Source organism: Flavobacterium oreochromis, from assembly GCF_019565455.1.
Classification (GTDB): Bacteria; Bacteroidota; Bacteroidia; order Flavobacteriales; family Flavobacteriaceae; genus Flavobacterium; species Flavobacterium oreochromis.
Genome location: NZ_CP067377.1, coordinates 280,993 through 303,087, shown reverse-complemented (window position 1 = coordinate 303,087; position 22,095 = coordinate 280,993). Strand labels below are relative to the sequence as shown.

18 protein-coding genes and 3 pseudogenes are annotated in these 22,095 nt (G+C 31.6%); 13 read left to right on the top strand and 8 right to left on the bottom strand.

Annotated elements, in window-relative coordinates; genetic code table 11:
• The first annotated feature begins 17 nt into the window (after window positions 1-17).
• The 8 genes and pseudogenes from JJC03_RS01520 (at window position 18) to JJC03_RS01485 (ending at window position 6,599) form a co-directional block, all read left to right on the top strand.
• Entirely contained in the window at window positions 18-1,634 is a 1,617-nt protein-coding gene (locus tag JJC03_RS01520; RefSeq protein ID WP_309597719.1) for a C45 family autoproteolytic acyltransferase/hydrolase, read from the top strand.
• Window positions 1,631-2,920 (top strand): flexirubin biosynthesis putative acyl-CoA ligase FlxY, encoded by a 1,290-nt coding sequence (gene flxY, locus JJC03_RS01515; RefSeq protein ID WP_088398333.1) that lies wholly within the window; start codon window positions 1,631-1,633, stop codon window positions 2,918-2,920. The genes JJC03_RS01520 and flxY overlap by 4 nt, the downstream gene beginning before the upstream one ends.
• Window positions 2,921-2,923: 3 nt before the next feature.
• Window positions 2,924-3,735 (top strand): annotated as a pseudogene (locus tag JJC03_RS01510) (SDR family NAD(P)-dependent oxidoreductase).
• A gap of 625 nt (window positions 3,736-4,360) precedes the next feature.
• Window positions 4,361-4,594: a thioredoxin family protein gene (locus JJC03_RS01505; protein WP_088398335.1), complete on the top strand. Its 234-nt coding sequence runs from the start codon at window positions 4,361-4,363 to the stop codon at window positions 4,592-4,594.
• A gap of 66 nt (window positions 4,595-4,660) precedes the next feature.
• A complete protein-coding gene (locus JJC03_RS01500) occupies window positions 4,661-5,398 on the top strand; it encodes a hypothetical protein (RefSeq protein WP_088444462.1) in 738 nt (245 codons plus the stop codon).
• A 106-nt stretch (window positions 5,399-5,504) separates the two neighbouring features.
• On the top strand, window positions 5,505-5,765 hold the full coding sequence (locus JJC03_RS01495; RefSeq protein WP_088398337.1) for a DUF2024 family protein: 261 nt from the start codon (window positions 5,505-5,507) through the stop codon (window positions 5,763-5,765).
• Window positions 5,765-6,121 carry a gamma-glutamylcyclotransferase family protein gene (locus tag JJC03_RS01490; RefSeq protein ID WP_088398338.1) on the top strand — a complete coding sequence of 119 codons (357 nt, stop codon included), beginning with the start codon at window positions 5,765-5,767 and terminating at the stop codon, window positions 6,119-6,121. Before JJC03_RS01495 ends, JJC03_RS01490 begins: the two co-directional genes overlap by 1 nt.
• A gap of 79 nt (window positions 6,122-6,200) precedes the next feature.
• Entirely contained in the window at window positions 6,201-6,599 is a 399-nt protein-coding gene (locus JJC03_RS01485; protein WP_258932072.1) for a MarR family winged helix-turn-helix transcriptional regulator, read from the top strand.
• A 294-nt stretch (window positions 6,600-6,893) separates the two neighbouring features.
• Here JJC03_RS01485 and JJC03_RS17120 read toward each other — a convergent pair.
• From JJC03_RS17120 to miaB, 8 genes and pseudogenes are all read right to left on the bottom strand, one after another.
• Window positions 6,894-7,244, bottom strand: a pseudogene (locus JJC03_RS17120) (transposase); the annotation flags it as partial.
• Window positions 7,245-7,358: 114 nt separating this feature from the next.
• Window positions 7,359-8,990: a chaperonin GroEL gene (groL, locus tag JJC03_RS01475; RefSeq protein WP_088398340.1), complete on the bottom strand. Its 1,632-nt coding sequence runs from the start codon at window positions 8,988-8,990 to the stop codon at window positions 7,359-7,361.
• A gap of 88 nt (window positions 8,991-9,078) precedes the next feature.
• Window positions 9,079-9,354 carry a co-chaperone GroES gene (locus tag JJC03_RS01470; RefSeq protein ID WP_014166401.1) on the bottom strand — a complete coding sequence of 92 codons (276 nt, stop codon included), beginning with the start codon at window positions 9,352-9,354 and terminating at the stop codon, window positions 9,079-9,081.
• Window positions 9,355-9,483: 129 nt separating this feature from the next.
• Window positions 9,484-9,867: a preprotein translocase subunit SecG gene (gene secG, locus JJC03_RS01465; protein ID WP_235873860.1), complete on the bottom strand. Its 384-nt coding sequence runs from the start codon at window positions 9,865-9,867 to the stop codon at window positions 9,484-9,486.
• Window positions 9,868-9,870: 3 nt separating this feature from the next.
• Window positions 9,871-11,052: a tetratricopeptide repeat protein gene (locus JJC03_RS01460; RefSeq protein WP_235873859.1), complete on the bottom strand. Its 1,182-nt coding sequence runs from the start codon at window positions 11,050-11,052 to the stop codon at window positions 9,871-9,873.
• 3 nt (window positions 11,053-11,055) lie between these two features.
• Window positions 11,056-11,559, bottom strand: coding sequence for an LptE family protein (locus tag JJC03_RS01455; protein WP_088398343.1), 504 nt, complete (start codon window positions 11,557-11,559; stop codon window positions 11,056-11,058).
• Between the two features lie 71 nt (window positions 11,560-11,630).
• Complete coding sequence (locus tag JJC03_RS01450) at window positions 11,631-12,893, bottom strand: sigma-54 interaction domain-containing protein (protein WP_088398344.1); 1,263 nt, start codon at window positions 12,891-12,893, stop codon at window positions 11,631-11,633.
• Between the two features lie 63 nt (window positions 12,894-12,956).
• Window positions 12,957-14,405, bottom strand: a complete 1,449-nt coding sequence (gene miaB, locus JJC03_RS01445; protein WP_088398345.1) for a tRNA (N6-isopentenyl adenosine(37)-C2)-methylthiotransferase MiaB — start codon at window positions 14,403-14,405, stop codon at window positions 12,957-12,959.
• A gap of 247 nt (window positions 14,406-14,652) precedes the next feature.
• On the opposite strand from miaB, the gene topA reads away from it, so the two are divergent.
• The 5 genes and pseudogenes from topA (at window position 14,653) to porM (ending at window position 22,075) form a co-directional block, all read left to right on the top strand.
• Entirely contained in the window at window positions 14,653-17,166 is a 2,514-nt protein-coding gene (gene topA, locus JJC03_RS01440; RefSeq protein ID WP_235873858.1) for a type I DNA topoisomerase, read from the top strand.
• Window positions 17,156-18,300: pseudogene (locus JJC03_RS01435) on the top strand (formimidoylglutamase). The gene topA and the pseudogene JJC03_RS01435 overlap by 11 nt, the downstream one beginning before the upstream one ends.
• A 107-nt stretch (window positions 18,301-18,407) precedes the next feature.
• Window positions 18,408-19,793, top strand: coding sequence for a T9SS ring complex lipoprotein PorK/GldK (gene porK / locus JJC03_RS01430; RefSeq protein WP_088398348.1), 1,386 nt, complete (start codon window positions 18,408-18,410; stop codon window positions 19,791-19,793).
• Between the two features lie 65 nt (window positions 19,794-19,858).
• The gene (porL, locus tag JJC03_RS01425) at window positions 19,859-20,494 is read left to right on the top strand and encodes a type IX secretion system motor protein PorL/GldL (RefSeq protein WP_088398349.1); all 636 of its coding nucleotides are present in this window, start codon (window positions 19,859-19,861) and stop codon (window positions 20,492-20,494) included.
• Window positions 20,495-20,545: 51 nt separating this feature from the next.
• A complete protein-coding gene (gene porM, locus JJC03_RS01420; protein ID WP_088398350.1) occupies window positions 20,546-22,075 on the top strand; it encodes a type IX secretion system motor protein PorM/GldM in 1,530 nt (509 codons plus the stop codon).
• Window positions 22,076-22,095: the final 20 nt, after the last annotated feature.

The window sequence follows — 22,095 nt, the reverse complement described above, 5'->3', positions numbered from 1 at the left end:
TTTTTATTTTCTTTTTTTTGATTTTTTATTCATGCGGAATTAATAAATCGGTTCACCATCTACCATTAAATCTCCCTAAAAAATCAGACAAGGTTAGCGTAATTCATGTTTCTGATACATTAATCATACATAAGCAAGGTTATTTAGTAAAGAATCCTCATAAAATTTGGGAACTTCATGTTAAAGGAACTCCTTCTCAGTTAGGTCTACTCTCAGGGGCCTTAGCCGAAAAATTAATTAAAAAACAAGAGCGAATTTTTTTTAATAAGCTGGCAGAAATAATACCTTCTACGTTTAGACAAAAATTATTACGTACAGTTTTAAAATGGTACAATAGAAAACTTTATTTAAATGTAAAAGAAGAATATAAAACCGAAATATATGGATTGTCTCAATATTCTGATACAACATTTAATTATGTAGCTTCCCCTTATTTAAGAAGTTTGTACTTACATGGAGCCCATGATATAGGACATGCTATGCAAGATTTAGCCTTAGTAGGGTGTAGTTCATTAGCAGTTTGGGGAGATAAAACAGAAGATGGTCAGTTGTTAATAGGTAGAAATTTAGATTTTTATGCTGGCGATGATTTTGCAAAAGACAAGTTAATCACTTTCGTTAATCCAGAACAAGGAATTCCTTTTGTAAGTGTTAGTTGGGCAGGTATGATAGGGGTATTTTCTGGTATGAATAAAGAGGGGTTAACAGTTACAATAAATGCTGCAAAATCTAAAATTCCATTAGCAGCTAAAACACCTATTTCATTACTTACTAGAGAAATACTACAATATGCTACAACTATTGAGGAAGCTGTAAAAATTGCTAAAGAAAAAGCTGTTTTCGTATCAGAATCTATTTTGGTAAGTAGTGCTAAAGATAAAAAAGCCGTAGTAATAGAAGTATCACCTAATAATTTTGGTATATATAACGTAGAAAATGCGAATAGTTTAGTTTGTTCTAATCATTTTCAAAGTTCAGCTTATCAGAATGATAAAAGAAATAACAAACATATTAGAGAAAGTCATTCTTTGTATCGTATGCAGAGAATGCAAGAATTAATAGCAAATCAAGATAAGATAACACCATATAAAATGGCTGAAATTCTTAGAAATAAAGAAGGATTAAAAGGAATATCCATAGGTTACGGAAATGAAAAATCAATTAATCAACTTCTCTCACATCATGCTGTTATTTTTAAACCTGAAAGTAGAATTATGTGGATTTCTACGAATCCTTATCAGTTGGGGGAATTTATAGCATATGATTTAAATAAAGTTTTTGATCAACAAAATCAGAAAGAGGCTAATTTACCTGAATTAACAATTCCTAAAGACTCATTTTTAGAATCAGAAGCTTATCGTAATTATGAGTTATATAGAAAGTATGATCAACTAATTAATAACGCAATTAATGGTGATCAACTTTTAGAATCTAATTTTATTAAGAAATATCAAGACCTAAATCCTAATTTATGGTCTGTTTATTATAAAATAGGAATATATCAATATAAACATCGGCTTTATAAAGAAGCATTATATAATTTTGAAAAAGCATTAACTTTAGAAATTACAACCCTAGTAGATAAAAATAAAGTTCAAAAATATTTAAGAAAAACTAAAGAAAAATTATCATGATACCAGAAATAGAAAAACAATCTTCTCATGAAATTAAAGTATTTCAAGAGCAAAAATTAAAAGAGTTGCTGGTATATTTAAATACACATTCGGCTTATTATAAAAAAGCCTTTGCTCACTACAAAATAGATTTACAAAGTATACAAACCTTAGAAGATCTACAAAAATTACCGTTAACGTCAAAAACTAATTTACAACTATATAATGATGACTTTTTTTGTGTGCCTAGGTATAAAATAATTGATTATGCCACTACTTCAGGCACATTAGGAAGTCCTGTTACCTTTGGTTTAACTGACTTAGATCTAGATCGATTAGCATATAATGAAGCCATATCTTTTGCTTGTGCTGGTATAAAAGAAGGAGATGTTGTACAATTAATGACTACCATGGATCGTCGCTTTATGGCTGGATTAGCCTATTTTATGGGATTACGCAAATTAAAAGCAGGTGTCATTAGGGTAGGAGCAGGAATTCCTGAATTACAATGGGATTCTATCTTAAAATATCATCCAAAATACCTAATTGCAGTACCCTCTTTTCTCTTAAAAATGATTGAGTATGCAGAAAAACAAGGGATTGATTATCAGAATTCTAGTGTAAAAGGGGTAATTTGTATTGGGGAATCATTAAGAAATCAGGATTTTTCTCCTTCGCTTTTAACCCAAAAAATTACTGAAAAATGGGGCATACACTTATATTCAACATATGCTTCTACTGAAATGAGTACTGCATTTACAGAATGTCAGCAGCAAAAAGGAGGACATCATCATCCAGAATTAATTATTACAGAAGTACTAGATGAATTAAATAATCCTGTTGCTGAAGGTCAATCAGGTGAATTGGTTATAACAACGCTAGGAGTAGAAGGAATGCCTCTATTACGTTTTCAAACAGGAGATATTGTCCAACTCCATACACAACCTTGTGCTTGTGGAAGAAATACTCATAGAGTAGGACCAGTTCTAGGAAGAAAACAGCATATGATAAAATATAAAGGAACAACTTTATATCCACCTGCAATGCATGATTTAATGACTTGTTTTTCAGCTATTAAAAATCATTTAATTGAAATTTCTACAAATGATCTTGGGACTGATGAAATTTTAATTAAAATAGCATCAACTGATACAACAGAGCAATTTTTGACAGAAGTAAAAGATCATTTTAGAGCTAAATTAAGAGTATCTCCTAAAATTGAAGTTTTATCTACAGAAGAATTGCAAAAAATAATTTTTCCACCTACTAGTCGTAAACCCATTACATTAATTGATAAACGAAGTTAAAAAATGAATACTATTTTAATAACAGGAGCTTCCAGTGGAATAGGGGCTGCAACAGCAAGATATTTTGCACAAAATGGATGGCACGTTATTGCCACCATGATTTGCTTAGAACAAGGAAAAGAAATCGTTACTTTGCCAAATGTAAGTAGTTATCTTCTAGATGTAACAAGTACCGAAAGTATTGAAAAGGCAAAAAAGAAATTCTTGAAAACCATTCTGTTATTAATGTTATTATAAATAATGCAGGTGTTGGTTATCGTTCTTTTGTTGAATTTTCAGAAGATCAAAGCATAGACAAGATTGTAGATATAAATTGGCTAGGTTGTGTAAAAGTTTGTCGCGCCTTCATACCTGTTTTTAGAAAGCAAGGTTTTGGACATTTTATAAACGTTACATCCATTGCAGGTCTTGTTAACCTTCCTTTAGGGAGCTTTTATCATTCCACAAAATGTGCTGTCGAAAGCTTTTCAGAATGTATGGCTTATGAATTATTTAATTTTGGAATTGGGGTGAGTACCGTACAATTTGGAAACGCACCAACATCTTTTCAAAAAAATGTAGTAAAAAGCCATGTAACAGGAATACTTGTTTATGATAATTTAATGGATAAAATTTCAAGTTTATTATTAAAAAAGCAATCTAAAAATACAAACTTGATAGACGATGTAGTAACTACGTTTTTTAAAATAGCGACTAGACCACGTGTGAAATTTACACGTTATACTGTGGGTTTTGATGCTAAGTTTATGCGTAATTTTCGCGTATTTGTAGGTTATAAAGCTTTTAATGCAATTATTAGAAAACAAGTATTGTAATAAACAATACCCCCCCTCTTATATCCAATTTAAATAGTAATTATCAATATTCTTTTGTATCTAAAAACTATTTAACACTAAAAATATACTTTAATCCAATAGGAGGGGAAATCTTATAATTTAAAATTCTTCGATTTCTCCATTTAATTAAATGGTAATATTCAAAAAAGAAGATTTTTTGTAATAATATAAACAATAACCTTCCATACAAGTTTGTATATAAAACTAAATCGTTTCTTTTCGCTAATTTTAATAAAAGTTTTATTAGAAACAGTATAAAAGATGTTTCTATTTTTTATTCTTTATTTAAATTATTATAATCAAAGTACTTTTGAATAATATTCCAAATACAAAATTACATTTTAGAAGAAGAGCATAATAAAAAAGCTATTTTCTTAGAGTGTAAACCTATTTTTTTTAAATATATAACTATTCATACAATTTAATTTTAGATATATAAAAATTATATCCCCTCTTTAAATACAACGAATTTTGTTCCTCTAGGGTATTATAGCGCTATTTTTATATCATACTTTTTAAAAATAAAATAAAAAATAATTTGTTTAGTTAGGAATCCTAATTATATTTGTACCAGCAATAGTGCTAAGAATTTAATTTAAATAAAATGGAAAAGTCAATTTTTTATCATGCAGGTTGTCCTGTTTGTATTAGTGTAGAACATGATATTGTAAATCTTATTGGAGAAAATAATGTAGAGATTGTACATCTTGGTGAAGATCGTAGTCGTATTGAAGAAGCAGAAAGGAGAGGAGTAAAGTCAGTTCCAGCTTTGCTTACAACAAATGGAAATGTACTTCATATAAATTTTGGTGCTACTCTAACTGATGTGAAAGGTTAAAAAAAATAACGTACGTTGTTAGGATTCCTATTTAATAATTTTTTAAATAAATTAAATCGTATTAAAATGAAAAACTTATTTATTTCTTTTAGTTTTTCCCTTTTTACACTTTATGGTTTTGCTTGTGATAAATGTGGAAAATATGATAACGATAATTTTAAAATTCAAAAGGTTAGTGTAAAGCATTCAGAGGAAATAGGTGCTACTATTTGGGAAATTACCGTTAAAGGACAAGCAGGAAAAACGACTCCTATACCAACGGGTCAACTTAATGGAGCGCCTGTTTTAGGATATGTATTCCCTACAACTTTAAAATCAACTGATGTAGGATTTGGTCAGACAGAAGGTATTGTGGCTTTAGCTTTAACTTCTCACCCTGATTTTGATGATACACCATTATGGGATGAAAATTCTGATCATAATTTTCAAAATGATGGAATAGTTTGGCATCCACACTGGGTTGTTTTAAATGAAGATAAACGAGTTCAAGGAGGATTATCAGTTAAAGAGTTTGATCCTAAAGATAAAACAGTTGTTTTACCTTCAACTAATCCAGGAATGCCCATGTATATGGATTCGCCAGGTTTTCAAGTAGTAACAAAAGGAAATACTATTAGAGTAATCGTTCCAGATTATAGGATAAATAATAAAATAAATTTTTCTTATGATGGTGTGACAGCTTATATGCAAGTAAAAGCTAATAATGAAGGTAATCATGAAGGGGGAGATAAACCTATGCTAGGCGTTTATAAAGTATATGCTATAGCTAGTGGGAAATTATCGTTACCATTTAAAGTTAAATAGTTTTTTTGCTTTACAAGGTTGCCAGTTCTAATCTTGTAAAGCTTTTAATGATAATTATTTACTTTACTTTTTTATATATAAAAAATTAACCTAATAAAAAAATAAAATGAAAGTAGCAGTTTGGGATACTTATGTAACAAAAAAAAATGGGGATATTATGCATTTTGATATAATTGCTCCTATAGAAATGATTGATAAAGAAAATATTTATGATTATGGGAAAGAATATTTGAAAACAAAAGGCCAAGAAGGACAAAATTTAACGTCAGAGGAATGTAAGTTTTGTCATGTAGAATCACTTCAGCCTAAATGGGAAGAAGAAATAAATAAAAAAGGTTATTTTATAATAGAAATAGAAAATTGTTAATGAAAGATACAGCCCATTTACTTTTCTCTTATGGAACCTTACAATTAGAAAAAGTTCAACTTGAAAATTATGGAAGAATTTTAGAAGGTAAACATGATGTATTAAAAGGTTATAAAATTGAGAAAATACAAATAACAGATAAAGAAGTATTAGCTAAAAGTGAACTCGAATACCATCCAATAGCTGTAAAATCTATAAATAAAGCAGATTTTATTCAAGGAGTTATATTTCAAATATCCTCTTTAGAATTAGAAAAAACGGATCAATATGAAGTGGATCAATATTCTAGAGTATTAGAGACATTTGAATCAGGAAGAAAAGCCTGGATCTATATACAAGAGGATTGCAAAATATGATTATTTCGTATAAAATATTTAGAAGTCACTTTGTTAAATTGAAATTCTATTTTTTATAACATAATATATTTCAAGATAGATGAAATATTCAGTATTCAATTTAAATGATCAGAACCAGAAAATTGAAAGTCGTATAATAGTTGCTTTAGAACGTATTTCACAAGCATTTAGGGTATTACTTTGGAAAGAAAGCAAAGAGAATTCTCTTAGTCCTATTCAGATTCAAATTTTAATTTTTATATGTTTTCATTCAAAAGAAAAATGTAAAATAACCTATTTAGCAGAAGAGTTTAATATGACTAAATCAACAATAAGTGATAGTGTAAAAATATTAATAACAAAAGGATTAATAGAAAAAAAAAGTAATTTAGTAGATACCAGAAGTTTTTGGCTTGTATTAACAGAAGAGGGGTATAAAATTGCTTTAAAAGCATCCTTTTTGCTTCTTTTATACAAAATAGTATGGAAGATTTGTTAGAAGAACAGAAAGAAATACTACTTAGTAGTCTGTTAAAATTAATTTATAATCTAAATAAAGCGAATATAATATCAATTCAAAGAATGTGTTTTACATGTTCGTTTTATACCATAAATAATAAGTCACATTATTGTACATTAATGAATCTTAAGATAATAGATTCTGAAATTAGAATAGATTGTTTAGATCATAAACTAGCTAAATAGGCTTGAGATAATTATCATAAAAAGAGACTACCCCAAAAAGTGTGTAAGTTATAATAATAGAGTTTGACTTTTTAATTAAAGTTGCCCCCTTTTTTTCAATTATAGTTAAGAACTGATTGAAAATTAATTCCAATTAAATATTGGTATTGACCATGTTTTAGTTACTTCTCTTAAAGCCAAATATACAGATTTTAAACAGCTTCATCTGTAGGGAACCATAATTTCTTTTTAGTATATTTTGGGGTTTTATCATTGAGATTTTCGATTAGGTTAGAGGTGTAAATCATTTTCCTAATTTCTATTGGGAAGTCAAAAAAACAGTGAGTTCTTCCCAGTTTTCTTTCCAAGATTTTATGGCATAAGGATATTTATAATTTCATTTATTAGCAAAATCTGCCAAAGCTCTTTTGTCAGTTTGTTTAGTTCGAGCGTTATAAATCGGTAGTCTCTCACTGACTGTGTTGAATATAAAAAAATAATGGGGTTTTAAAACCCCATTATTTTTTTATATTCATATGCTTTATAGTGTAGTACCCTATAGTTTTTTTTAGAATTACATCATACCTGGCATTCCTCCACCCATTGGCATTCCTCCAGCTGGAGTTTCTTCTTTAATATCAATTAAAGCACACTCAGTAGTTAAAATCATACCAGCTACAGAAGCTGCATTTTCTAACGCTACACGAGTTACTTTTTTAGGGTCAATGATTCCAGCTTCAAGCATGTCTACATATTCATCTGTTTTAGCATTATAACCAAAGTTGTCTTTTCCTTCGCTTACTTTTGCTACAATTACAGAACCTTCTAAGCCAGCATTCTCAACGATAGTACGTAATGGAGCTTCTATAGCACGAGAAACAATTTGAATACCCGTTGTTTCATCAGCATTATCCGCTTTAACCTCAGTTAATACTGATTTAGCTCTTAATAAAGCTACCCCACCACCAGCAACGATACCTTCTTCTACAGCTGCACGAGTAGCGTGTAAAGCATCATCAACACGGTCTTTTTTCTCTTTCATTTCTACTTCAGAAGCAGCGCCAACGTATAATACGGCTACACCACCAGCTAATTTAGCTAAACGCTCTTGTAATTTTTCACGATCGTAGTCAGAAGTAGTAGACTCCATTTGTGCTTTGATTTGGTTAACACGATTTTTAATCATTTCATTGTCACCAGCACCGTTTACAATTGTAGTATTGTCTTTGTCAATTGATACTTTTTCTGCTGTACCTAGCATCTCTAAAGTAGCATTTTCTAAAGTATATCCGCTTTCTTCAGATATAACTGTACCTCCAGTTAAAATAGCAATGTCTTCTAACATGGCTTTTCTTCTATCGCCAAAACCAGGGGCTTTTACTGCGGCAATTTTTAATGCTCCACGTAATTTGTTTACTACTAAAGTAGATAAAGCTTCACCATCTACATCTTCAGCAATAATTAATAGTGGTTTTGAAGATTGTGCTACAGGTTCAAGAATAGGTAATAATTCTTTTAATGAAGAAACTTTTTTGTCATATAATAAAATGTAAGGTCTTTCTAATTCAACCTCCATTTTTTCAGTATTTGTAACGAAGTATGGAGACAAATAACCTCTGTCAAACTGCATACCTTCTACTACATCCACATATGTATCAGTTCCTTTTGCTTCTTCTACCGTAATTACACCTTCTTTACCTACTTTACCGAAAGCTGTTGCAATTAAATCACCAATGACATCATCATTGTTTGCTGAAATTGAAGCTACTTGTTTGATTTTGTCAGTAGAAGAACCTACTTCTTTAGCTTGTTTACCTAAATCAGTAACAATCGCTTCAACTGCTTTGTCTATACCACGTTTCAAATCCATTGGGTTAGCACCAGCAGCTACGTTTTTTAAACCTTCTTTTACAATTGCTTGGGCTAATACTGTAGCAGTAGTAGTGCCATCACCAGCTAAATCGTTAGTTTTAGAAGCTACTTCTTTAACCATTTGTGCTCCCATATTCTCTAGAGTATCTTTTAGCTCTACTTCTTTCGCTACAGAAACACCATCTTTTGTTACATGAGGAGCTCCAAACGATTTAGAAATAATTACATTACGTCCTTTAGGTCCTAAAGTTACTTTAACTGCATTTGCTAATGCGTCAACACCGCGTTTTAAACCGTCACGTGCTTCAATATCAAATTTTATATCTTTTGCCATTTTAATTTTTTTAATGATTAGTGATTAGTAATAAGTGAATAGCTTTCATTTTTTGCTTTTTATTCTTCACTAGTTACTTTTTACTCATTTAGATAATTGCAAGAATGTCTTCTTCTCGCATGATTAAATAATCTTTACCTTCAAATTTTAAATCAGTTCCAGCATATTTTCCATATAAAACAGTATCGCCAACTTGAACTGTCATAGGTTGGTCTTTTTTTCCGTTTCCTACAGCTACCACAATTCCTTTTTGAGGTTTTTCTTTAGCTGTATCAGGGATAATGATACCAGAAGCTGTTTGTGTTTCGGCAGCAGCTGGCTCCACGATAACACGGTCTGAAAGTGGTTTAATGTTTAATGCCATAATTATTTTGGATTTTTATTGTTGTTAATTTTTGAGACTAGTTTGACAGAAATTATGCCAAGTTATAAAAGCTGTCAAAATTGCAAAATTATAGAAAAACTAAAATGCCAGCTCTGACAGGCTGGCATTTTAATATATTTTATTTTGGATTATTTTTTTCTCTTCTGTAGCAGGTTTAGTTGGAGTAGCGGGAGTAGCCGTTTTGCTGTCACTACCTGGAGTAGCTGGAATTGCAGCAGGTAAAGCTGACTCATCAATTAGTTTAGAACCAGTATCGCTATTCGTTCCATTAAAACTTAAGCTAGACAATAAGATAAGTACTAATAAAGCTCCTGCTAAATACCAAGTTGATTTATCTAAGAAATCTGTTGTTTTTTGAACACCTCCCATCATTTGTGAACTACCAAAAGTTGAAGATAATCCTCCTCCCTTAGGGTTTTGCACCATAATAACTACCACTAATAAAAAACAAACTATAGTGATTAATACTAAGAAAATTGTAAATGTACTCATTGTTTATCTATTGTTATTTTGTTGTAAATCTTTTATATCCAAAATTCTGTCTGCAAATAAACTACTTTTTTCTGGATATTTCAAAATTAAAATTTCATAAGCTTGTATTGCTTTTGTATATTTTTTTTGCTCTAAATAAATTTTTGCTAAAGTTTCAGTCATTAAATAGGGACTGTCATTCTTTTTAGTGATATAGTTTGGAACAGGAATATTATCTTTTGGAGGTGAAATTTTCGGATTATTGTGAATGAATTTATCAATCAAATCCATTTTTGAATTTATATCTTTTTCCGTTTTTTCTGTTATCTCTAATTCTTTGCTTGTTAGGGAAGAAGTTGTTGTAGAAATATCTTTAATTTGATTTTCTTCAACTGTTCTCACTACAGATTCTTGATTTTCTATGATAATATTGTTTTCAGACCTTTCAATAGGAGTTGTTTTAGATAAAAGAAGCCATTCTTGAAATGAAAGTGTTTTATTATCATCTAGTATGATAGGTTTATCGAGATAAATTTCTATTTCTTGTTTTTGCTCTAAATCAATGGTGTCCTCTAACCAAGAGATTCTTTCTCTAATTGAAGGATTAGGAGATGTAGGAATTTCAATGTTATTACTAGATTGAGATGATTCTGTTATGGATGACAAAATAGATTTTTCTAAAGGATTTTCTAATGAAATAGATTCTTCTATAATAATGTTTTCTGTTTGATTGTCTGTTGTTTCATTCGCTATAATAATAGAATTTAATACAGAAAGTTCTAACTTTTCTTCATCTGAGATGCTATTTTGTATTTCTGCTTCTTTAGGAAGGTCTAGGTCTATGATGTCTTCTGGTAGTTCAATCTCCTTAGTGATACTTTCTACTGCTGTTGGAATTTCGTTTATTTCATTAATGGTTTCAAAAACATCTTTGACTGATATGTTTTTTGTGAAATCTAGTTCTTGAGCGAAATTTTTGTTAGTAATAAAATCAAAAAGTACCGTTCTGTCAATTGTGTGAGCAGCTGTAAGTTTTAAAGCAGTATTATACTTAAAGTTGTCTTGAATGTGTAACCCTTTTAAGTAAAGGCTTCTAGCGCTTTGAAAATAAGGGTATTCTTTTAATACAGACTCTAGATCACTACATTGCAAATGAGTAATTGTATTAGGGCTGTTTAATAAAGAGGTAAGTTCTGTTGTATTCATAAATTACCATTTAGCTAATGTTTCATTAAACATGTCTTGCGTAATTCTTTCAAATATTTCATCTAAAGCTGTTTGTAATTTACCTCCTGTTAATTGTTCTGCTGCGGGGTAATCATAATAAAAAGAAAACTTCTTTTCAAAATTTTCTCCTGATTTATTCTTGTTTGAAAATCGGAGATTGATTGTAATTGAAAGTCTGTTTTGTGCAGCAGTTAGATTAGCAGTAGCGGTCATAGGACTTATACGGTAATCTACTATTTCTCCTTCATATACTAAATCACCATTTGTACTGGTTAGATTCAAGTTTGTTTGATTTTGAATTAAATCTTGTAATCGTAAGGTAAATTTTCTCTCAATTCCAGGTTCGATAAGTTCTGAAACATTTTGAAATGTATTTACTTGAAATGTTTTAGCGTCTATCTTACCAGTTCCTGTAAAGTTATAGATGCCACAGGAAGATAGTGTTAGTAGGGAAAAGAGAAAAAGTATATGTTTTAATTGTTTCATAATATTGATAATGAGTATCTATTTTCAAAAATAGAGTTTTTGTATAAACGTTTTTGATAAAATATTAAAAATTATAAATCAAATTGTTTAATTTTTCGATATAAGGTTCTTTCTGATATACCTAATTCGTCAGCAGCAGCTTTTCGTTTGCCTTTATTTCGTTCTAGGGCTTTTTTAATTAACTCAATTTCTTTTTGATCTAATCGTAATGAATCCTCCTCTTCTTCAATAGTATGAGCAAAGATATAATTGCTGTCATCATCTTCATCTTCAAACTCATCCTGTATATGTGTCGTGTTAGCGATAGGTTGAAGTGTTGTTTCTTCCTCAAAGTATGGATTTGTTTCTTCTTTTTGACCATAAATACGCTGAATCAGCCCTTTGTTAGCTTCTTGTACTTTAGAGCTTCCGTTTTGCATTAATTCTAGAGTCAATTTCTTAAGATCGTTTAGGTCTGCTTTCATGTCAAAAAGAATTTTGTATAAAATTTCTCTTTCTGATGAAAAATCGCTTTCTGATTTTTGACCTACAATTTGAGGTAAATTACTTCCTTCGTTAGGGATATAAGACATTAGAGTATTAACAGAAATATCTCGATTCGTTTCTAAAACAGATATTTGTTCAGCTACGTTACGTAATTGACGAATATTACCACCCCATCTGTATTTTAATAAGTATTGTATAGCATTGTCTTCTAATTTTATAGGAGGCATTTTGTATTTTTGAGCAAAATCAGAAGCAAATTTTCTGAATAGTAAATGGATATCTTCTTTTCGTTCGCGTAATGCAGGAAGTCCTATTTCAACTGTGCTTAAACGATAATAAAGATCCTCTCTGAATTTACCTTTAGAAATAGCTTCTTGCATATTAACATTAGTAGCAGCAACAATTCTTACATTTGTTTTTTGTACCTGAGAAGAACCTACTTTTATAAATTCGCCATTTTCTAATACACGCAGTAGACGAACTTGTGTTGTTAATGGTAATTCGCCTACTTCATCTAAGAAAATCGTTCCTCCATCAGCTACTTCAAAATAGCCTTCGCGAGTATTAGTAGCACCTGTAAAAGCTCCTTTTTCATGACCAAATAGTTCAGAATCTATTGTGCCTTCAGGTATAGCACCACAGTTTACAGCGATGTATTTTCCATGTTTTCGATGAGATAAGGCATGTATGATTTTAGGAATACTTTCTTTACCTACTCCACTTTCACCAATAACTAATACAGAAATATCAGTCGGAGCTACTTGAATAGCTTTTTCAAGAGCTCGATTTAATTTCGGATCGTTACCAATGATCTCAAATCGTTGTTTTATGGTTTGAACAGATTCCATTTACTTTAATTCTAAAAGTTAAAAGCCTAAAGAAATATTTTTGAATTTATTTTTTTGACCGATTTATTGCATAATCTCAGAATAGCCTACGGCTTCACCTATCAAAGTAGCAGCAGTACAATCCGTAATTTTGACTAAAACGAAATCTCCAGATTTATAATTCTCTTTAGGGAAAACGACAACTGTATTTTGAGAGTTTCTTCCGCTCCAATGTTGATCCGAACGTTTTGAATCTTTTTCAACTAGAACCTCTACTATTTGTCCTATGAAGCGTTGAGTACGTTGTAAGCCTAACTTTTGTTGTAAATCAATAATTTCATTTAGACGACGTTTTTTAACTTCCTCTGGAATATCATCTTCCATTTTACGAGCCGCTAAAGTTCCTGGTCTTTCAGAATAAGCAAACATGAATCCGAAATCATATTTACAATGTTCCATTAAACTTAAAGTGTCTTGGTGGTCTTCTTCTGTTTCTGTAGGAAAACCAGCTATCATATCTTGTGATAAAGAAATTTCAGGTATGATTTCATAAATTTTGTCAACAAGTGTTAAATATTCTTCACGGGTATGCTGGCGATTCATTTCTTTTAAAATACGTGTGCTTCCTGATTGTACAGGTAAGTGAATATATTTACAGATGTTATGGTGTTTTGCCATTGTTTCAATTACTTCTAAGTGCATATCCTGTGGATTAGAAGTAGAAAAACGAAATCGCATTTTAGGAAATTTATTTGCACACATATCTAGTAATTGTGCAAAGTCAACAGCAGTCGCTTTTTGTATCTCGCTCGCTTTGTCGAAATCCTTTTTTAAACCGCCTCCATACCAAAGGTAGCTATCTACATTTTGACCTAATAAAGTAACTTCTTTATATCCTTTGTTCCATAAATCTTGGATTTCTTCTATGATACTTTGTGGTTCACGACTACGTTCGCGACCACGGGTAAAAGGAACCACACAAAACGTACACATATTATCACATCCACGTGTGATCGAAACAAACGCATTTACCCCATTACTATTTAAGCGAACTGGTTGAATGTCTCCATAGGTCTCCTCTTTAGACAAGATAACATTAATAGCATCTCTACCTTCCTCTACTTCGCTTAATAAATTTGGAATATCTTTATAGGCATCTGGTCCTACAACTAAGTCTACAATTTTTTCTTCTTCTAGGAATTTTTCTTTTAAACGTTCTGCCATACAGCCTAAAACACCTACTTTCATAGTAGGATTTATTTTTTTGATGGCATTATATTGTTCTAAACGTTTACGGACGGTTTGCTCAGCTTTATCTCTAATGGAGCAAGTGTTTACTAAAACTAAATCAGCTTCTTCAAGATTTTGTGTTGTATTATATCCTTGTTCCGTTAAGATAGAGGCTACAATTTCACTATCCGAAAAGTTCATTTGACATCCATAACTCTCTATGAACATCTTTTTTGTATTTTGCTGGTTCTGTTCTAAAACCAAGCTTGTTCCTTGTTTGTTTTCGTCAATTACCTTTTCCATAAAAACGCTTTCGTATTTTTGAGATTGCAAAGATAATACTAAATTTTTTATTCTGACAAGATGTCATATTTGTTTAGTTGAAAGTTTTGGAAATATTTTATATTATTTTTGTTTAAGTTGGGTGGGGTAGTACTAATGTATTGTTTATTTATGTTTAGAGGAAAAGTATTTCTTAGGAATATTATAACGGTATAAAAATGGGATTTAAAAAAAACTTCTACTTTTGCCGAAGAAATAAACGTTACAAATGGCAAAGAATTTAGTAATCGTAGAGTCGCCTGCAAAGGCGAAAACTATAGAAAAATTTTTAGGAAAAGACTTTCAAGTTGAATCAAGTTTTGGGCATATAGCCGATTTACCTTCAAAAGAAATGGGGGTAGATATAGAAAATAAGTTCAAACCTAAATATGAAGTTTCTTCTGATAAGAAAGCTTTAGTGAAAAAACTAAAGGATTTGTCTAAAACTGCTGAAATGGTTTGGTTGGCATCCGATGAAGACCGCGAGGGAGAGGCGATTGCATGGCACTTAGCGGAAGAGTTAAAATTAGACCAATCTAAGACAAAACGCATCGTCTTTCATGAAATTACAAAAACAGCTATTCAAAAAGCAATAGAGAATCCAAGGACTATTAATTATGATTTAGTTAATGCACAACAGGCTCGTCGTGTCTTAGATCGTTTAGTAGGATATGAATTATCACCTGTTTTATGGAAAAAGGTTAAAAGTGGTTTGTCTGCGGGACGTGTTCAATCCGTTTCCGTACGTTTAATTGTAGAACGTGAGCGTGAGATTCAAAACTTTAAATCTGAAGCAACGTATAGTATTTCAGCTGAATTTGCTAATCAACAAGGAAAAACGTTTAAAGCAAAACTCCCTAAAAACTTTGCAACAAAGGAAGATGCTGAGAAGTTTTTACAACAAAATATAGGTTCTAACTATAAAGTTTCGGATCTAGAAACAAAGCCTACTAAAAAGTCACCAGCCGCACCCTTTACTACTTCAACTTTACAACAGGAAGCCGCTCGTAAATTGTATATGCCTGTAGGAATTACTATGCAAGTAGCACAACGTTTGTATGAAGCAGGATTAATTACCTATATGAGAACGGATAGTGTAAATCTATCTCAAGAAGCAATGGGGGCTGCACAAGCTGAAATTTCTAATTATTACGGAGCTGAATTTAGTCAACCTCGTAATTATGCTACTAAATCTAAAGGTGCTCAAGAGGCTCACGAAGCTATTCGTCCTACTGACATGGCACGTCATACAGTTGATTTAGATAGAGATCAGTCCCGTTTATACGATTTGATCTGGAAACGTACTATTGCTTCACAGATGAGTGATGCACAACTAGAACGTACTAATGTAAAAATTCAAGCTCATAATCATCAGGAAATTTTTGTAGCTACAGGAGAAGTTATCAAGTTTGAAGGTTTCTTAAAAGTATACTTAGAAGGAAATGATGATGAAGATGAAAAAGAAGAAGGTATGTTGCCTGCTCTGAAAGTAAATGAAGCTTTAAAAAATAATTATATTACCGCTATTGAACGTTTTTCAAGACCATCTGCTCGTTATACAGAGGCTTCTTTAGTGAAAAAACTTGAAGAATTAGGAATTGGTCGTCCATCTACTTATGCACCTACTATTTCAACTATTATTAACAGAAATTATGTTGAAAAAGGAAATTTTGAAGGAGCTGAACGTAGATATAATCAATTAACATTAAGAAATGAGCAAATAAAGGCAGAAATTTTGTCAGAAAATGTGGGATCTGATAAAGGAAAATTAGTGCCAACAGATATTGGAACAATTGTAAATGATTTTCTAGTTAAAAACTTTGAAACCATTTTAGATTATAACTTTACAGCAAAGGTGGAACAAGATTTTGATGAAATTGCTGTAGGAAATAAAGAATGGGAAAATATGATGGATGATTTTTATAAACATTTTCATCCAAATGTTCAAGATGTTGAAAAAAATGCTGAACGTGAAAGTGGCGAAAGAATTTTAGGAGTTGATCCTAAAACAGGTAAACCAGTTTCAGTTCGTTTAGGTAAATTTGGACCTATGGTTCAAATAGGAAATGCTGATGATGAGGCTAAACAGTTTGCCAGTTTGCGAACTGAACAAAATATAGGAACTGTTAGTTTAGAAGAAGCTTTAGATCTATTTTTATTACCTAAAATGTTAGGAGAATATAATGGTGAAGAAATAGAAGTGAATAATGGAAGATTTGGTCCTTATGTAAGATTTGGAAAGACCTTTATATCATTACCTAAAGGCGAAGACCCATTAGATGTAACACTAGACAGAGCAAAACAACTAATCGACGAAAAAAATAAAGCAGATGCTCCTATAGGTCAATATCAAGGGATCGATGTTCAAAAAGGAGTAGGACGTTTTGGACCATTTATAAAATGGAATGGAATGTTTATTAATGTTAATAAAAAATATAATTTTGATCATCTCTCTTCTTCTGATATAACAGAGTTAATAGAAGATAAATTACAAAAAGAAAGTGAAAAAATAATTCATAATTGGGAAATAGAAGGTATCCGAGTTGAAAAAGCCAGATGGGGGCGTTCAGTAATTCTAAAAGGAAAAATTAAGATTGAGCTCTCTAAAGATGTAGATGCTTCTAAGTTAACTTTGGAAAAAGTTCAAGAAATGATTGACGCAAAAGCACCTGCAAAAAAAGCTGCAACAAAAAAACGACACCTAAAAAAACAACAGTCAAAAAAAGTAAATAATGGTGTTTGATTTTTTAAAGCCTTTAGAAGTTGATTTCTTGATTGATGTTCATAATTTTTCCGAAGCTACACTTGGTAGAAAAATTCGGTTTAATACACATCAAGAATTTCCTGATTTAACAGATGTATCCATTGCTGTTGTTGGTGTTTTAGAAGAGAGAGGGAGTAAAAACAACAACGATAATCTGGATTTGCTGCCAATAAGAAGGTCTTTTTATTCCTTATATCCCGGTAATTGGAATATTAATATTGCTGACTTAGGAGATATTGTAGGAGGAGAAAGTATAGAAGATACTTATTTTGTTCTCAAAGAATTAATAGAACAATTGGTTAAGAATAATATTATTCCAATTATCATCGGAGGTTCTCAAGATTTAACTTATGCTATGTATCGAGGTTATGATAGGCTAGAGCAGATGGTTAACGTTGTAACGATAGATAGTCAATTTGATTTTGCTAGAGATAATGGCTGTTTAGCTGATTCCTTTCTAACGAAGATGATTGTTGATGAACCTAATAATCTCTTTAATTATAGTAATATTGGCTATCAAACCTATTTTAATTCACAAGAAGAAATTGATTTGGTAGAAAAATTATATTTTGATGCCTATCGTCTAGGAGAAGTAGCGCATGATCCTACCATTACAGAGCCTGTTTTAAGAGATGCTGATTTAGTTTCTATTGATATGAGGTCTGTTATGTCGTCTAATTCAGGTAATTTTACTGATTTTATGCCCAATGGATTTTCAGGAAAAGAAATTTGTGCTTTTTCAAGATATGCAGGAATTAGTGATAAAGTAACCTCTTTTGGTGTTTTTAATCATCAATATACTAGTTCTGAATCAGTATTAATTGCTCAAGTAATTTGGTATTTTATAGAAGGATATCACTATCGATCTAATGAATATCCATTTGGAACAAAAAGTAATTTTATTAAATATATTGTACCTTTAGAAGAAGAACTTATTTTTTATAAGAGCGATAAAACAGGTCGTTGGTGGATAGAAATACCTTTTTGTCGAATTCTTATAATAAACTTAAAAAAATTACGTTACTTCCTTGTACCTATGATGATTATTTAGATGCTTGTGAAGGAGTAGTGCCTGAAAGATGGTGGAAAGCACAAAGAAAAAATTTGTTGTAGAAAATTTTTTTTGTAAGTTTTTTTAACGTTTTTTTGGTAATTAGGAAATAAATAGATAGGTTTACATTCTTAAAGTAGAAGTGAATACATACATAACCCAAATTTATATGAAGAAGTTCATTTTATCAGCAGTACTTGTTATGTTTTTATACAGCTGCGGTTCAAAAGACAATGGCCAGCTTGTTGGTGTTAAGGGAAAGGCTTGGCATCCTGAGAAACCTTATGGGATGACATTGGTTCCAGGAGGGTCTTTTATTATGGGTAAATCAGATGACGATTTAGCTAATGTTCAAGATGCACCAACAAAAACAGTAACTGTACGTTCATTTTATATGGATGAAACTGAAATATCAAACAGTGAGTATCGTCAGTTCGTACATTGGGTGAGAGACTCTATTGTTAGAACAAAGTTGGCAATAGCGGCTGATGAGTTAGGTCAGAAGAATGACGGAAAAAAATCCTCAAAAGGAGGTAGTATAGCAGATTATGCTTTTTTAGATGCTGATACAACTAAAATGTCAGTTTATGATAAGTATATGTATGATAACTATTATAGTATCGGTACAGGAGATGATCCATACTCAGGAAGAAAATTAAATAAGAAAATTCCAATCAAATGGAAAACTAGTGAATATCCTGATGCTTATTATGCAGAAGTAATGGATTCTATGTATATTCCTGCAGAAGAAGCTTTCAATGGTTTGAGAACATTACGTTCTGAAAACTTAAAATTCAAGTATACTTGGATGGATATTCAAGCAGCAGCTAAAGCTAAAGTAGGTAAGCGTAAAGAATTTATCAAACAAGAAGAGGTAACTATCTATCCTGATACAACAGTATGGATTAAAGACTTCGCTTATTCTTATAATGAACCAATGCACAATGATTATTTTTGGCATCAAGCTTATGGCGATTACCCTGTAGTAGGAGTTTCTTGGAAACAAGCAAAAGCTTTTTGTGCGTGGAGAACCTTATACCATAACGGAGCAAGAAAAAGATCTCATAAAGATAATGTAAGTGCTTATCGTTTACCGACAGAAGCTGAATGGGAATATGCAGCTCGTGGAGGTCTAGAATCAGGAACCTATCCTTGGGGAGGACCTTATGCGAAAAATGATAGAGGGTGCTATTTAGCTAACTTTAAACCATCTCGTGGAGATTATGCAGCTGATCAAGCTTTATATACTGTTGAAGTTGATGCGTATGAACCAAATGATTATGGTTTGTACAATATGGCAGGTAACGTAGCGGAATGGACAGACTCTTCTTATGATCCAACAGCTTATGAATTTTTGTCTACAATGAATCCAAATGTTTCGGAACAAAAAAATATGCGTAAAGTAACACGTGGAGGTTCTTGGAAAGATGTAGCGTATTTCTTACAGGTAAGTACTCGTGATTTTGAATATGCAGATTCAGCTAGAAGTTACATAGGTTTCCGTACTATTCAAGATTATATGGGTACAGAATCAACAGGTAACGCATCAAAATAAGATTTTTTAATACATTTATTTTATACCACAATCATAATTATTTAACTTAACTAAAATTTATTATTATGGCAATTTTATCACCTAGAGTAATGAACTTCGCATACGGGTTTGGTGCGGCAGTAGTAATCGTTGGAGCTTTATTTAAATTAATGCACTGGCCAGGGGCAAGCGTTATGCTTATTGCTGGTTTAGGTACAGAAGCTTTAATATTTGGTTTATCTGCATTTGAAACACCAGCTCAAGAGTTAGATTGGACTTTAGTTTATCCTGAATTAGCAGGAGGACAGCCAGCTGCTAAGAGAGTGAAAAAAGAAGAACCAGTTGAAGCACAAGGTGTATTATCTCAAAAATTAGATGCTATGCTAAAAGAAGCAAAAATTGATGGTGAATTAATGGCTAGCTTAGGAAATAGTATCAAAAACTTCGAAGGAGCTGCTAAAAATATGGCACCTACAGTAGACGCTATTGCTGGACAAAAGAAATATGCAGATGAAATGTTAGCAGCTGCTAATAACATGGCTTCTTTAAACAATTTATACAAGTCACAGTTAGAAAGTGCTTCACGTAATGCAGAGGCAAACCAAGAAATTGCAGAAAATGCAGCTAAATTAAAAGAACAAATGCAGTCTATGACAACAAATATCGCTACATTAAATAGCGTATATGGAGGTATGTTGTCTGCTATGAGTAATAGAGGATAATCTTCATGTCTTTCTAATATAATTATTTAATAACTAAAAAATTCTAAAAGAATGGCAGGAGGTAATTTAAGTCCTAGACAGAAGATGGTAAACCTTATGTATTTGGTTTTCGTCGCTATGTTGGCAATGAATATGTCAAAAGAAGTCCTTTCAGCATTTGGTTTAATGAACGAAAGATTTGAAGGGTCTAATCAATCAGCAAAGTCTACTAATGAGCAAATGTTAGCTTCTCTTGATCAGAAAGCTACAGAGGCAAAAGGAGAATTTGCAATGGCAGCAGCAACAGCTCACAAAGTAGAAGCTGCTTCAAATAAATTTTATTCATTCATAGATGGTATAAAAGCAGATATAACAAAAGATGTCGCTTTGGAAAATGGTAAGTTGCCATATGAGGCTATGGATAAAGGTGATAAGTTAGATGAGACGTGGTTTCAAGGAGAAAATTATACTCCTAAAGGAAAAGCAGTCGTTGATGCTATTGAAACGTACAAATCAGATTTAAAAAACGCATTAGGATCAGAGAAAAAATATGCTCATATTTTAAATGAAGTTTTAAATAAATTTGATACTAAAGATGTGGTAAAAACAGATGGTTCTAAAGATAAATTTTTAAATTATCATTTCAAGGGATTTCCCTCTATCGCTTCTTTAGCTAAATTATCAGCTTGGCAAAATGATGCTAAAAAAGCAGAATCTGACGTAATTAGTGCAGCTTTAGGTAAGGCAGCAGTACAGGCAGCATCTTATAGTAATTACCAAGCAATTGTAGTATTAGAAAAGAATGCTTATTTCCAAGGAGAACAAGTTAAAGGAAAAGTAGTGTTAGGTCGTTATGATGAAAATACTAAGCCAACTTCTTTTCAAGGTCCTGGACGTTTAGAAAATGGTCAAGCGGTTATATCAACTACTGCTGGTGGAGTAGGTGAGCAAAATATTAATGGTCAGTTTACATTCTTAGAGGATGGGAAAACAATTCCATTAAAATTCGCAGGAACTTATGTAGTTGTACCTCGTCCTAACTCTGCTACAATTTCAGCAGATAAGATGAATGTAGTTTACCGTGGTGTACCTAACCCAATTTCAATTTCTTTTGCTGGTGTAGCTGATAATAATGTAAACGCATCAGCTCCTGGTATGACTAAAACAGGAAATGGTAAATATATTTTAAAACCAGGTCCTGGTACATCATTAATGATTAATGTAAGTGCAAAGTTACCTGATGGTAAAGTTGTTTCTGATAAAAAAGAATTTCGAATCAAAGGTTTACCAGCTCCTACAGGAAAAGTTCGTGGAGAAGTTTCTGCAAAAGGTTCTAAATCTAACCTAGAAGTATGTACTGTAACTGCTGAGATGGAAGATTTTGACTTTCCAGTAGATGTACGTGTTACACAATTTAATGTTAAAGTTCCAGGCCAACCAACAATAGTAGTTACTGGTAATAAAATGGATGGTAGAGCAAAAGCAGCTATCCAAAAAGCACAAAGAGGAGACGTAGTAGTAATTTCTGAGATCAAAGCATCTTTCTCAGGTATTGATCAAGTTGCTAAACGTGTATCATCTTGTACTTATGAAGTACAATAATAATTGCATAAATTTCGTTT